Here is a 14,142-nt window from a genome sequence, read left to right on the forward strand (position 1 = left end):
TAACATTCGCACGTTAATTTTTACCGCTATCATGGCTCCAGGGAAGGATTACCGTAAATTCCGTCCCCTTGCCAAGCTCGCTTTCTACTTGGATGTAGCCACCGTGAGCCGCTGCAATCTGCTTCGCAATCGAAAGCCCCAGACCGGTGCCTCCTGTCGACCTGCCTCTTCCGCTATCCACCCGGTAGAAACGGTCGAATACATGAGGAAGCGCATCAGCAGGTATGCCCGTGCCCGTGTCCGTTATGCTAATCGCAACCTGTCCGGACAGGTCCCTAGCATCGATTCGAACCGAAATGCTGCCCCCTTCCGGCGTATGCCGCAGCGCATTGGTTAACAAGTTAAGTAATACCTGCTTCAGCCGTTTCGGATCGACCCGGGCCCATGCTGAATCCCGATATTCAGGCCCCTTTAACGTAACCCCGCAAGCATCCGCCTCCGGCTCTATGAGCTCCATGAGATTGCCCAATAGCAAGTTCAGATCGGTCTTCTCTTTATGTAAGACTAACTGCCCCGCTTCCGCCGTATTCAGAAGATGAAGCTCATCCACCAAATGCACCAGGCGCAGCACCTCGTCGTGAAGGGGAAGCAAAACTTCCGGCTTCACATTGGTTGGGGACTGCTGAATCAACTCCAGCTTGGATTGAACGATGGATAACGGCGTCCTTAATTCATGCGCTATATCTTCGACAAGTCTTTTTCGGAGGTCCATGGCCTCTCGTAATTGGTGCGTCATGGAATTGAACGCCTCCCCAACCTGACCATACTCGTCCTTTCGCTTGATCGGCACTTCCGTTGTCAAATCTCCATCGGCTACTTTTCGCATGACCGCGATCAGTTTATGGAGCGGATGAATGATTAGACCTGAAAGCCAATAACCCAAAATGACCACAGCGCATGCAACAAACAACGTCACCATAAGAGCTTTCATCTTCATTTCGCCAAGCACATAGTTGCTTAACTCCTCGAGACGGTCCCCTCCCAGGCCACCCCCGCTTCCCTCGGGAACATACCGGGCAAACAGGCTTCCCAAGTAGCCTTGCGTTGTGCCGATATACGCGGCCGTTACAAGCATGACCAGGACGCCCATCGCCATGAATATTTTGCCGCGCACCGTCATCTCGGCTCACCGAATCGATATCCAAACCCATACACAGTTTGAATGTATTTCATATGGTTAGGATCAGGCTCAAGCTTCTTACGCAGTTTACTGACATGAGAGTCCAAGGTACGTTCATAATTCATGAAATCTTCGTCCATAGCTGCCTTCATAAGCTGCAATCGACTGAACACAACCCCCGGCCTGTTGGCCAGTGTCAGCAAGATCTTGAACTCGGTCGGGGTCAGCGGGATGAGCTCCCCGTTTCGCGTAACCTGGCATTTGGTTTCCGATATCAACAGATCCCCACGCTGCAAGGGCGACGCCTCAAGCTGGATTGGAGCCGTTCGTCTGAGAACCGAGCGAATGCGGGAAGTCAGTTCCCGCAAACTGAACGGTTTGGTTATGTAGTCATCCGCACCAAGCTCCAGGCCAATAATTTTGTCCGTTTCCTCTGATTTCGCCGTTACCATGATGATTCCACAAGCACTGGATTGCCTCAGCTCCTTGCACACTTCGATTCCGCTCTTTCCAGGCAGCATCCAATCCAGCACCACAAGCGAAGGTTGCTCTCTTCGGGCGCACTCAAGCGCATCTTGACCATTGGTCACAGCAAGAACCCGGAACCCTTCGCCCTCTAAATAAAGCTTCATCGTTTCCAGCATCGCCACTTCGTCTTCCACAAGCAACAGCGTCATCTCCATTGCGAATAACCCTCTCACTTTTTAGAACCATTATAACCCGTTTCCAGCATAAGAAGTGATCCTACACAGAATGAAAAGATCATCTCCAACAGTTCTACACATTTGATCTGTACACTGAATGCAAAACCAATGTAAAGGGGCGTACACAATGGTGAGAAGCTGGCTCATGTTTGAATACGTATTAACGTTTTTAAATTTTTTTATATGGTGGGTCGTCGATTACAGGGCAAAAAAAACATGCCTGCCGCAACCAAAGGAAGTCCTGCTTAAGCATCTAAACAAACTTCGCTTCTGGTTGTGGCCCGCCATGATCATGACAGGGCTCAAATTCGCTGCGGGTGCGGTGCTGTGGAATGCCGATTGGACGTTTGTCGAAGACAAGGTGTTCATCCAGTGGCCGCTTTATGCGCTCTCGATTTCCGCCATCTTTATCTTCTCACTGCCCGTATTAACGAGTCGCAAATTAAAAGTCCTTCATGAAAAGTTAAACGACGGTTCAAGCGGTTACCTGAACAACCGCATCCTTACGGCGCCTTTTTCGGCAGCGTTCTTCGCAGCAGCATGCTCCTGCTTATACATGTTGTTTCTCTCGCAATCTCCACTCCGATTCAGCAGTTTTATAACCGTCTGGATTGCATTCGGTATTCTGATGGGCATGGCGTGGGTTACCCGCAGAAGACAACTCAAGGAATTGCAGCATTCATTGAACATGGATCACCATGTAACCTACAAGCAGAGACTTATCCGATTCTCATGGAAGAGCCTGCTCGTCATTGCCATCACCTCCATAATGGTTTCCGCCGGCTTGATCTCGTCCCGGCTGCCGGACCGAATGAGCATGATGGAGCATGGCCGTCATGACAGCAGCGGAAGCCCCGGGAACCATAGCCATCATGGAAGTCACGCGGAAGCATCAAGCATATCTGCAGAGAATATAGAATCGATCAGTGTAGCCAGCTTGCGCGGACCGCAGACCTCAACGCCTGACCGCACATTCGAATTAAGCGCACAGAAAAAGCTGCTCACCATGCCCTCAGGCGAAACCGAAGAGGTATGGGCTTTTAACGGCCTCGTTCCCGGTCCGGAACTCCGTATTCAGGAAGGCGAACTGGTCGAAGTTACCCTGGTCAATATTGATGTAGAGGATGGCGTTACGATCCATTGGCATGGACTAAATGTTCCGAACGGAGAAGATGGCGTGGCAGGATTAACGCAGAATGCCGTCATGCCTGGAGAACAGTTTATCTACCGGTTCTTCGCGGAACAGACGGGCACATACTGGTATCATTCCCATCAGCAATCCTCGGTCCAGGTTGCCAAAGGGCTGTATGGCACGCTTGTCATCGAACCGGATGACGCTACCGTTTTGGAAGACGTCGATATAACCGTGATGGCTCATCCGAAAGGAACGAGCAATGGAACAACGATCACCTTAGGGGCCACGGGAAAGCTCCAGCGACAGACCGTAAAGCCGGGCAAAACCGTGAGGTTAAGATTAATCAATGCACATAACATGCCTAAAATGTTCTATTTGTCAGGAGCATCCTTCAAAGTAACATCCATTGACGGCATGGATCTCAACGGTCCCGAGTGGATACAAAATCAAAAGATGCTGCTGGCTGCCGGCGGACGCTACGATATTTCCTTTGCCATGCCGGATCATGCGGTATCCCTGGCGCACACTGCCGATGCGATCAACGAACGGAGCGAGGCGATTGTTATTGCCGGCAATGATCGGGACATGCCGCTTTCTGGCCAGGAGGGCCCGGTATTCAATCCGGCCAAATACGGCACGCCGTCCTCGGTTCCTTTTGACGCTCATACCGTCTATGACCGTAACTTTACGCTTGTTCTCGACAACCGCGTGGGCTTCTATAACGGCATGATGACCAATGTGCAGACCATCAACGGTTATGTCTTTCCGAATACGCCGTCTCTCATGGTACGTGAAGGGGATATCGTAAAAATGAAGTTTGTGAATCGGGGCTTCATGGATCATCCGATGCATCTGCATGGTCACCATATTCTCGTCTTGAAGCGTAATGGAAAACCTGTCGAAGGAAGTCCCTGGTGGACGGATACGCTAAATGTAGCGCCCGGCGAGACGTATGAAGCTGCGTTTGAAGCCGACAACCCGGGGCTTTGGATGGATCACTGCCACAATTTGGACCATGCCGCGGCCGGGATGTCGATGCATCTCATGTATGAGGGGGTTTACACGCCTTACGAAATCGGGAGTGCCACCGTAAATAAACACGAATGAACAAAAAACAAGCGCCGATCACCAGGCTTCCCGAGCCAGCGGTAATCGAGCGCTTGTTTGCAATTGTTAACACTAGCTAAGCCTCTAAATATTCACCTTATACCCTAAAGCCAGTTCATCGCCGGGAAGCCCCCGGATTCCCCAGTTGTGCTGCGGCGTTTCGAATATCGTAATCTCCACATCCTGGGAAGAGATATGCAGCGAGTGCTCGAGCCGTTCGAACAACAATCGAATCAGCTGTTTCTTGGCCTCCACGGCCGGCCTTCAAATATGCTGATCTCGATCACCGTGTAACGATCCGTTCTCCCGTCAGGAAAGAAGAAATCCTCGCGACGCATGGGGAAAAAACGATGGAATTTCTTATCCGCCGGAAGCTGAAAAACGTCTACCACGCATGAATGTATCACTTCCGACAGCTGTTCCTTCACCGGGTTCAGCCGCTCCCGGACGCCATAAATTTTGATTTGCGCCATGCTCTGCTCATCTCCTCTACTCTCCACCCTACTCATCTATGCCAAGGTTTACGCTACCAATTATTTCTATTCGACCTTGGTCGAAACAAAACCTCTTGCCCTAATAACACATGTTGAACAAGGTATGCGAAACGTTGTGCCGATCACTGTTGTTCCCCGGTTCAATCCCCCCATGTGCCCCTATTCCCCGATCTGGAACTGCTTCTTCGCCCACTCCACGTAGGACGGATGGCTTCGAATCAATTCTTCATGCGTCCCGCTTCCCGTAATGTGCCCCTTCTCCAGGACAATAATCTGATCCGCCTCGACCACGGTGGATAACCGGTGGGCGATGACCACGGTCGTTCGTTCCACCATCAGATTGTTCAGCGCTTTCTGCACTTCATGCTCGGAGTCGCTGTCGAGGCTTGCCGTCGCTTCATCCAGAAGCAGGATGTCCGGCTTCCGCAGCAAAGCCCTTGCAATCGCCACGCGTTGGCGCTGACCTCCCGATAACTGGATGCCTCGCTCCCCAACCTCCGTGTCATATCCTCGCGGCAGTGCCTCGATAAATCCCTCCGCATAGGCCAGTCTCGCCGCTTCAGCAATTTCCTCGTCGGACACCGGCTCCTCCCGTCCATAGACGATATTGTCCCGGATCGTTCCGGTCATGAGCGGGCTGTCCTGGGACACATACCCGAGCTTACGCCGCCACGACTCCAAAGTATAATCGCGGATCGCTTCGGAGCCAAAGTAAATCTCCCCGCCGGATGGCGCGTAGAACCGCTCAATCAAGGAGAACACCGTGGTTTTGCCGCTGCCGCTGGGTCCTACCAAAGCGGTGACCTTCTTGGCAGGGATCGAAAAGGATACCTCGGACAGAATGGTCTCGCCTTCATGATAAGCAAACGCCACCTCTTTAAATTTAACATCCCGATGCCCATCCGGTGCAGTACGCACCGCACGATTGTCGCTCTCCGGCTCATATTCGAGAATCAGCCGCAATCTCTCGGTGGCCGCCATCACCTTCTGGAGTTGGGAATAGAATGTAGCAAACTGGCTGAAAGGAAACATGATCTGGAACAGCAGCAGGATAAACGATACCAGCTCGCCTGCGCTAAGAGCGCCGGAAGAGACGCGAACGCCGCCGTATCCGATGATGACCACCAGCAGGACGACCATGACCATCGACATCAACGGAATCAGGACCGAGTTGATTTTGGCTTCCTTCATGCCGAATCGGTACAGGCTGTCCATATCGTCATACCCGCTTTTCTCCTCCCTTCGCTCTGCATTGGAGGCTTTTACCAGCCGAATCTCGCCGATCACCTGGGTCAGCATGGCGGACAGCTGGGCCAGCTGTCCATACATGCTGATGGAGATTTTATACATCTTTCCGCCGATGGGCATTAATATGCCGAACCCGACCGGAACGGCAATCAGGATGATGAGGGTCATCCGCCAATCCAAGTAAAACAAGATTGCAACGGCCCCCAAAACGGTCAATAGATTCGAGCAAAAGGCAATCAAATGATCCGTGATCAGGGTCTTTACTTCATTCGTATCGTTGGTCACCCGGCTCATCGTTTCTGCCGAGCGGTGCTTGTCAAAGAACGGGACCGGCAATGCCAGCACCTTGGTCCAGAGCCGTTTACGAATTTTGTTCACCGTCTGGTTCCCGACATAGGCAAGCATATAGTAGGAAAGTCCGCTCGCCACGGCTTCCAGCAGGAACAGAACGGCCAGAAAGCCGACCGTGCGAATATTAAATGAATCTGTAGCAAAATTATCGATTAATTGGCCGGTGATGAGCGGGACGACCAGTCCCGTCACCGCACCAACCAAACTGAGCACGATGGCCAGAAACAGCACTAACTTCGGAATACCCGAAGAGCGCAGCAGCTTAATAAAATACCGAATCGTTGTTTTTGTAACCTTACCCTTCTCTTCTACGGTTTGCTCCATATGGAATTCCTCCCTTTTTGCATCCAGCCGTCACATATAGATTTCTTTGATAAAACGGCCGGTGAACGAGACTTCCACAGCCGCTACTTCCTCAGGTGTTCCTGTCGCCACGATAGACCCGCCGGCAGCTCCTCCGCCAGGCCCGATATCGATGAGCCAATCCGAATGCCAGATCAGGTCCAAATTGTGTTCAACCAAAATCACGGTGTTCCCCGCGTCCACCAAGCGGTTCAACAGAACGAGCAGCTGCTGGACATCTCCGGGGTGAAGCCCGGTTGAAGGCTCATCCAGCAAATACAGCGTGTGGTTTTTGGTCTTTTTGCTCAGTTCCTTGGCCAATTTAATCCGCTGTCCCTCACCGCCGGATAAGGTGCTCACCGATTGCCCCCACTTCAAATACCCAAGCCCGACATCGCAGAGCAGCCGGGTCAATTCCATGATTTTCGGCCGATCCTCCAGAATCGACAGACTTTCCTCAATCGTCATATCCAAAATGTCGGAGATGGTGTAGCCGTTATAGGTCACGCGCAGAACCTCTTCCTTAAACCGCTTGCCCTTGCAATCCGGACAACGTACCTCCAGTTCCGGAAGGAAGTGCATATGCACCGACACAACGCCAAGTCCTTGGCATGTCTCGCAGCGACCGCCTTGTGTATTAAAGGAAAAGTGCTTGGCCGTCAATTGACTCTCCTTCGCTTCCGGCAAGCTGGCGTACCAGTTTCTGATATGGGTGTAAACATCGGTATACGTAGCAATGTTGGAGCGCTGCATTCGGGATACCGGTGATTGGTCAACCGTAATCAGCTGCCCTACCGATTCCCAACCCGTGATGGCCTTGCAGCCGATTGGAGTTGATTGATCGCTTCCGGATTCCGCCAGAAGATCAAATAAAAGCGTGGATTTCCCAGATCCCGATACGCCTGTCACCGATATGAGACAGCCGAGCGGGAAAGAGGTCGTGATATGTTTCAAATTTCTTAAATGTGCATCCTCGATCGTCAGCAGGCTTCCGTTCCCAGCCCTGCGCCGATTCGGTGCCGTAAGCATCATGTTCTCCCGGAAGTAGGATCCTGTCACGGATGTGGGATGATGAATAAGCTCCTCCAGCGTTCCTTGACCGACAACCGTACCGCCCATCGTTCCCGCGCCCGGTCCGATATCAATGATATGGTCAGCGGCCCGCATCACTTCTTCGTCATGCTCGATGACGAGCACCGTGTTGCCCAGATCCCTCAGTTGTTTCAGAACCTGGATCAGTCCCCTGGTATCTTTGGGATGCAGTCCCGTTGTCGGTTCGTCCAAAATGTACAGTACCCCTGTCAGGCCTGATCCCAGAATCGATGCGAGTCGAAGCCTCTGGGCTTCTCCGCCTGACATCGTGACGACCTGCCTCTCCATGGACATGTAACCCAGCCCGACATCCATAATGCGTTTTAGTCTGACGACGGAATCATGAATGAGCGGTTCCACAATCGTTAATTGGTCCTCCGTCAGCTTCCTCAGCAGCGCCTCCATCCAATTTAAGGCTTCCCCGATCGACCAGGCGTTGACTTCGTTAATGGAGACTCCATCCACCCGGACGCGGCGGCTGTCCTCCTTCAGCTTCGTTCCGTGACAATCCGGACAAAGGTGCTCATGAAACAGGGACGCTTCACCGGACTCGCTTCCCTTCTCCCGGTACCTTCTCCATATCCCGGTGACTACACCCTCATACTTGCCTTGTCCTACGGACTTCGGCGGTTTGACGTCAGGAAAATGCCGGCTGAACTGCTCGCTCTCTACGCCGTAATACAGGAGATCACGCTGAACCTCGTCATAGTCCCGAAGCGGCATGAACTCATCGAATGCGAACCCGTAATACTTGGCTGCCGCTTTCAGAATGGTGATGTTATAATCGGTAAGAGCGCTGTACCACGTTGCCACCCCGCCGTCCCTTAAACTTAATTCCGGACGAAACACAGCCTCCATGTTCAGACTGACCGTTTGACCGAGTCCGCTGCATGTTTCGCATGCGCCTTCCGGCTTGTTAAAGGAAAAATGCGACATCGTCAATTTTTCGAGACCATGGCCGCATCGCCTACAACGAACCGTCTCGTGAGAATCGCTGATCTCTTCCTCCTCAGCCAGACCGTGATAGGCTTCTCCCTCCACGTGAGGTATCACCGTATCGCCACAGGACGGACAAGTCCGTTCACCAAGCTTAGAAAACAGAATTCGAAGCAGTGTGTAGATATCCGTCACCGTTCCGATGGTGGATCTTGGGTTCCGGTTCGTAATGTGCTGTCCCACGCTGATTGACGGAGATAGTCCTTCAATCGAATCCACCTTCGGCTTGCTGACCGAGTCCGACACCATGCCCATGGATTCCATGTACTGCCGCTGGCACTCCCGCTGCAGCGTATCCATCGCGAGCGTGGACTTGCCCGAGCCGGACGGACCTGTCATGACAACCAGTTTGTACTTCGGGATTTCAAGCGAGACATTCTTCAGGTTGTTCTCCCGGGCACCGCGAATCTTAATCGTTCCTTCCATATATCCGAACCTCCTAAAAGTTTTGTGGAGCTTAGCTTCATTGAGAAACTTCACAATAAAACTCGCTTCGCAAGCGCAAGCATACTGTTTCGTTTTGGAAGCCTGGCTCCAATCCTTCAATTTACAAACCCATCTTACAACATTGATGCAAGTACAAAATTCCAAACGGAAAAAGGTTGATCTATCGCCGTTTTCGAGATCAAAAGCCGTCACGGAGCTTTAAGGTTTATGTATAACGTTTGATGCCGTTCCATTTGTATAAACACAGCATTGACTATATAATGGGCTACAAATAATACTTATCGTATGTTTTGAGGAGAGCGGTAACCATGCCGAAAAAAATCGCACCCGAATTTTATTTTATTGGCAACCATCCCATGCTGGATTTCGTGAATACCAAGATTGCGGTTGATGGACAACCTCTGGATTTGCTTGATACATTCGATTCTTTATTGGATTGGATGGTGAAGGCGAACCTGCTGTCCGAGGTCGAGCGTAACCTGCGCAAGGCGGTATATAACGGCTCCGAGGAAGAAGCCGGAATTGTGGAAGCCGCCCGGTTGCTCCGCGGCCACCTCTTTAATCTGATTCAGCCGGGCAGCGTGAACGAGACCTCTACGGAAGTTAGCCTGCAATATGTCAATGGGCTGCTGAAGGAGCAAATCCTTCGCACAACGCTGGTGGCAGAAGGGAACGCGTACAGCCGCAAAAGCCGGATGCTTTTTCGCAAGCCGCTGGATCTGTTGACACCGGTCGCCGCATCTGCCGTTGATTTTTTAACTACCCATGACCTGAAATTGGTGAAAAAATGCGAAAATCCGGCGTGCGTGCTTCGCTTTTACGACAATAGCAAAAATAGCACAAGGCGCTGGTGCAGCCCCAAAACATGCGGGAACCGCATGAAGGTCGCTGCCTATCTGGAGCGTCAGAAACAGCAGCAAACGAAGGAATCTTAGATAAATCATCTAAGATTCCTTTTTTAATACCCAAAATAACTCTTTACAGGTTAATAATCAAGGTATATAATCCCCTTAATCATATTTAGATGGTTAATAAATTAAATGAGGTGGTGTTTTTCTTCTTATCATTACGACCATTCAAAAAGCTCTACATAACAATTGCATCATAAAAATTCGTAGATAATTCAAGGAGGCATTTATCAGATGAATCATCAAATCCAGTATCGCACGGCTCAAATCGAAGGCTTGGATATTTTTTACCGTGAAGCGGGGGCTCCCGGCTCGCCTGTTGTCCTGCTGCTGCATGGTTTCCCGACTTCCAGTCAAATGTATCGTCAATTGATCCCGGCTCTTGCCGATCAGTACCACGTGATTGCACCGGATTATCCTGGTTTTGGTTACAGCAGTGCGCCTGACCATGATCAATTCCAGTACAGCTTTGACCATTTCAGTCAGCTCATCGAGAAATTGCTCGACCAATTAAATATCCAGAGCTTCTACGTCTACCTTATGGATTACGGCGCACCCGTTGGTTTCCGAATTGCAGCACGCCATCCCGAGCGGGTTCGGGGGCTGATCATACAGAATGGGAATGCCTATGAGGAGGGGCTCGAGGAATTCTGGAATCCCATTAAAGCGTACTGGGAAGATCCCGCGAATCCGGATAAACGCGAGGCCCTGCGCTGGTTAACCAGCATCGAGGCAACCAAATGGCAATATACCCATGGCGTCCGTGATACGTCCCTCATCAGCCCCGACACCTACACGCTGGATCAAGCGCTGCTGGATCGGCCCGGGAACCAGGAAATACAACTGGATTTGTTCCTGGATTACGGATCAAATCCTCCCTTATATCCGGCTTGGCAGCAGTATTTCCGCGATGCGCAGCCGCCGACCCTTATCGTGTGGGGGCAAGGCGACCATATCTTCCCTGAGAACGGGGCCCATCCGTATCTGCGCGATCTGCCCGATGCCGAGCTTCACATCCTGAAGGATGCCGGGCATTTTGCGTTGGAGTCACATGGACCGGAAATCATGGATTACATCCTGGAACGTCAATCTTCATAATATGAGCATGACAATGATATAAGCTATTCCCCGGCAGGCTTTTCATTGGGCCGTTCTTCATGATACAATCCCCCAGAAAAAAAGTATTCAAACAGATCCTTGCATGAGGTAAGGGGGACCGTCATGGGTATCAGACCGATTGATATAGCCAAGAAACTGGGGATTACCACAAGTGCGCTCAAGCATTATGAAAAATGGGGCATTGTCCCTCCTGCAAAGCGTGCCCCGAACGGATACCGGGTGTATACGGAGGAGCATGCCGCATACTTCGAATGCATAAGAGCCATGTTTCCCGGCTTCGGCGTAGACGTTACGAAGCAAGTGATGATCAAGCTGCAGGAGAACGAGCTGGATGAAGCGCTCTGGATTGTAAACGAGGTGCAGGCCAATCTGCAGCAGGATAAAGTCCTCGCGGAGCGGACCATCCGCATTCTGGATACCGAGCAGCTTGACGTTGTCGATGCCCGTGGGCGGAAAAGAAAGCTGACCATCGGGGAGGTTGCGGCCGAAACCGGCGTTCCGACCTCGGCTATCCGCCACTGGGAGAAGGAAGGCGTCCTGATTCTGCCTCGGGATCGGGAAAACGGCTATCGGAAGTTCGAAGGCGCCCAGATCCGGCAGATCATGATCATTCGGATTCTCCGCTCGGCCAATTACCCGCTGGAAGTCATCAAAGACGTACTGCATGAACTTGAGCATCATCAAGTCGATAATGCCAGACGGGTGCTCAAGGACACGCTTGTATACCTCAACTACCGCAACCATAACCAGATACGCGGCGTGCACTATCTATATCAGCTGTGCCAAGTGCTGAAATTAATGTAAAGCCCACTCCCTATGTACATTGTTGTTTAACATAAAAAAAACAATCAAGGACGAACTACATCCATGATTGTTTTTTTGTGTTTATCGATCCTTGATCCCCTCATCATGTGCCGATTATGGATTAACTTTAATGGAACCGACGGAGGTCGTCAGGGATATTTTCGCTCCCCCGCCGTTTACTTCGCTCTGCCCCCGGCTTGCTCCAGTAATCTGTCCAAGCTCGGTTTCGGTATCCAGCGTGTATTTCATGGACGGCGCAAACGTGGCCGTGATGCTGCCTGCCGATGTGTTGGCCGTCAGCATGCTGTCCTTATCGATCTGCTCAAGATCCAGCTTCACGCTGCCCGCCTCGGATACGATCTTGGAATTGCCCGCGATTTCCGTTTTGGCCAGCTGAATTTCCCCGGCTCCCAACTGGAGTTCAAAAGCGCCCTTCAATTCGTTCACTCGAATCTTCCCTACATCATTCTTAATGCGGATATTCCGCATGTCTTCCGGCACTTCGATTACATAATCTATCATGAATCCGGAGTCGCCAAATTGCTTCTGCGACCAATCCCATAAACTCTTGCTGGAGTCCTCCCTAGGGTGCGTTCTTAATTCCAGGATGTCGTCCTTGAGCGTAAAGGAAGTAGCAGCCTGCTCCGTAATCTGGGTACGAATGTTGTCATTCTTGAAGAAGCTTTCATTAAACCACACGGTGGTTTTTACTTTAATCTCATGACCGGGTACAGCGATGAGTTCAATATTCCCTACCGCATGATCGATGGCCAATCCCTCGGCTGCTCCGGCTTCCTGAGCCGTCGTCAACTCGAACTCTTTCCCTTCACGCTTTACTTGATCACTGATAGCCAGCGCTGAATCGCCGGCCAAATTCCCGACTTGTGCCAATTGATCAAGCTCCCGCTTTACTGTTTCCTCCGCATTATTGGCGGCATCGCATCCTACCAGGACAGCAAATATCAACAGCGATGAGATTTTCACTGCCATCGTACTCTGTTTCTTCATAAAATCCTCCATGTCCATTCCTCTTTATGTATATGTTCATTATATCGTGAAGGAAAAAGTTGACACGCTGCCACGGACCAGTTTCTTCCTGGACCTTAGTCTGGGACGCCCCCTCCGTCTTTTGTATGACGCCGCGCATTCGAATCACGCCTCCCATCGCTGCTGCCCCCAAATGTCTATCGTTGTTTTGTAACGGCTGAAATTCGGGGACAAAGGCGATGACTTTCATCTCATGGCTGGTCTATCCGCAGAACGACCTTCCCCCGAACGTGGCCGGACTCCACAGTGCGATGCGCTTCTGCTGCTTCGCTCAGCGAAAACGTCCGGGACACATGGATCAGCAGTTTGCCTTGTTCATATAACTGAACCAGGTCGGCCAATCGATCCTTGGATCGCTGACTGCGGATCGCGAGAACCCCCAGCTCTTCTACCCGATCGAAGGCTACAATCGTGCCGATGCGGCTCCGGTCTCCGACAAGCTCCAACGAGGCCAGCAGCGCTTCTTCGCCAGCGGCATCCAGCGCGGCACTGACGCCCTCTGGGGCGGCGGCATTGACCCGGTCTACAAGGCCTGGGCCATAGACAACAGGGACAGCACCCAGTGAACGAAGATAATCATGATTTCGCTCGCTTGCCGTTCCGATGACCCGGACTCCCCAGGCACGAGCGATCTGGACGGCAAAAGAACCGACGCCACCTGCTGCCGCATGGATCAGAACGGTATCGCCTTCACCGATTCCTAACGCCTGAAGAGCCGTATGGGCCGTTTGCCCGGATGCAGTTAGCACGCCCGCTTCTTCCCACGGCATCGAATCCGGTTTACGAACCACTTGATCGGCGCTAACCACGACATACTCCGCGTAACAGGCGAGTAAAGACCAGCCAATGACGTCCTCACCAACCTCAAAGCCTCTGACCCCCTCACCTACCTGATCTATCGTTCCGGCGAACTCATTGCCCAGGATTTGCGGCATCCGCAATGTCACATTAGGGGGCGCCCAGCCGCTTCCCCTTATCCCGCAGTCGGCTGGCTGTACGCCAGCTGCCTTGATTTTAACTCTGATCTGACCGTTACCGGCCTGAGGATCTTCAAATTCCATGACATGCAGGACATCCGGCGGTCCAATCGTACTAAACGCCACGGCTTTCATATCGATCATCCTTTCATGAATCTCTTGATCTTGTTTCTGAGATCATTTTATAATCATCGATAGATAATAAAAAATACAAAAATGTCCATGTATACATATACTGGAGTATATAAGCA

At 51.5% G+C, this 14,142-nt stretch carries 10 protein-coding genes and 1 pseudogene; 4 read left to right on the top strand and 7 right to left on the bottom strand.

Annotation, left to right across the window (positions count from 1 at the left end):
* Positions 1-13: 13 nt before the first annotated feature.
* Both MKY82_RS24790 and MKY82_RS24795 read right to left on the bottom strand, forming a co-directional pair.
* Complete coding sequence (locus MKY82_RS24790; RefSeq protein ID WP_194543954.1) at positions 14-1,120, bottom strand: HAMP domain-containing sensor histidine kinase; 1,107 nt, start codon at positions 1,118-1,120, stop codon at positions 14-16.
* Positions 1,117-1,803, bottom strand: a complete 687-nt coding sequence (locus tag MKY82_RS24795; protein ID WP_339294593.1) for a response regulator transcription factor — start codon at positions 1,801-1,803, stop codon at positions 1,117-1,119. The genes MKY82_RS24790 and MKY82_RS24795 overlap by 4 nt, the downstream gene beginning before the upstream one ends.
* A 148-nt stretch (positions 1,804-1,951) precedes the next feature.
* Between MKY82_RS24795 and MKY82_RS24800 the strand changes: the two genes are divergently transcribed.
* Entirely contained in the window at positions 1,952-4,066 is a 2,115-nt protein-coding gene (locus MKY82_RS24800; RefSeq protein WP_339294594.1) for a multicopper oxidase family protein, read from the top strand.
* 84 nt (positions 4,067-4,150) lie between these two features.
* Here the strand turns inward: MKY82_RS24800 and MKY82_RS24805 are convergent.
* From MKY82_RS24805 to uvrA, 3 genes and pseudogenes are all read right to left on the bottom strand, one after another.
* Positions 4,151-4,539, bottom strand: a pseudogene (locus MKY82_RS24805) (tautomerase family protein).
* A gap of 180 nt (positions 4,540-4,719) precedes the next feature.
* A complete protein-coding gene (locus tag MKY82_RS24810) occupies positions 4,720-6,483 on the bottom strand; it encodes an ABC transporter ATP-binding protein (protein WP_339294595.1) in 1,764 nt (587 codons plus the stop codon).
* Between the two features lie 30 nt (positions 6,484-6,513).
* Complete coding sequence (uvrA, locus tag MKY82_RS24815; RefSeq protein ID WP_339294596.1) at positions 6,514-9,015, bottom strand: excinuclease ABC subunit UvrA; 2,502 nt, start codon at positions 9,013-9,015, stop codon at positions 6,514-6,516.
* A gap of 329 nt (positions 9,016-9,344) precedes the next feature.
* Between uvrA and MKY82_RS24820 the strand changes: the two genes are divergently transcribed.
* From MKY82_RS24820 to MKY82_RS24830, 3 genes are all read left to right on the top strand, one after another.
* Complete coding sequence (locus MKY82_RS24820; protein WP_216530278.1) at positions 9,345-9,971, top strand: CGNR zinc finger domain-containing protein; 627 nt, start codon at positions 9,345-9,347, stop codon at positions 9,969-9,971.
* A gap of 207 nt (positions 9,972-10,178) precedes the next feature.
* The gene (locus tag MKY82_RS24825) at positions 10,179-11,042 is read left to right on the top strand and encodes an alpha/beta hydrolase (protein WP_339294597.1); all 864 of its coding nucleotides are present in this window, start codon (positions 10,179-10,181) and stop codon (positions 11,040-11,042) included.
* A gap of 123 nt (positions 11,043-11,165) precedes the next feature.
* Positions 11,166-11,867 (top strand): MerR family transcriptional regulator, encoded by a 702-nt coding sequence (locus MKY82_RS24830; protein WP_220684292.1) that lies wholly within the window; start codon positions 11,166-11,168, stop codon positions 11,865-11,867.
* A gap of 114 nt (positions 11,868-11,981) precedes the next feature.
* Here the strand turns inward: MKY82_RS24830 and MKY82_RS24835 are convergent, their stop codons facing one another.
* Positions 11,982-12,875 (bottom strand): DUF4097 family beta strand repeat-containing protein, encoded by an 894-nt coding sequence (locus MKY82_RS24835; RefSeq protein WP_339294598.1) that lies wholly within the window; start codon positions 12,873-12,875, stop codon positions 11,982-11,984.
* A 230-nt stretch (positions 12,876-13,105) separates the two neighbouring features.
* On the bottom strand, positions 13,106-14,026 hold the full coding sequence (locus tag MKY82_RS24840) for an NADP-dependent oxidoreductase (protein ID WP_339296716.1): 921 nt from the start codon (positions 14,024-14,026) through the stop codon (positions 13,106-13,108).
* Positions 14,027-14,142 lie beyond the last annotated feature (116 nt).

Source organism: Paenibacillus sp. FSL W7-1279, from assembly GCF_037969845.1.
Lineage (GTDB): Bacteria > Bacillota > Bacilli > Paenibacillales > Paenibacillaceae > Paenibacillus_AQ.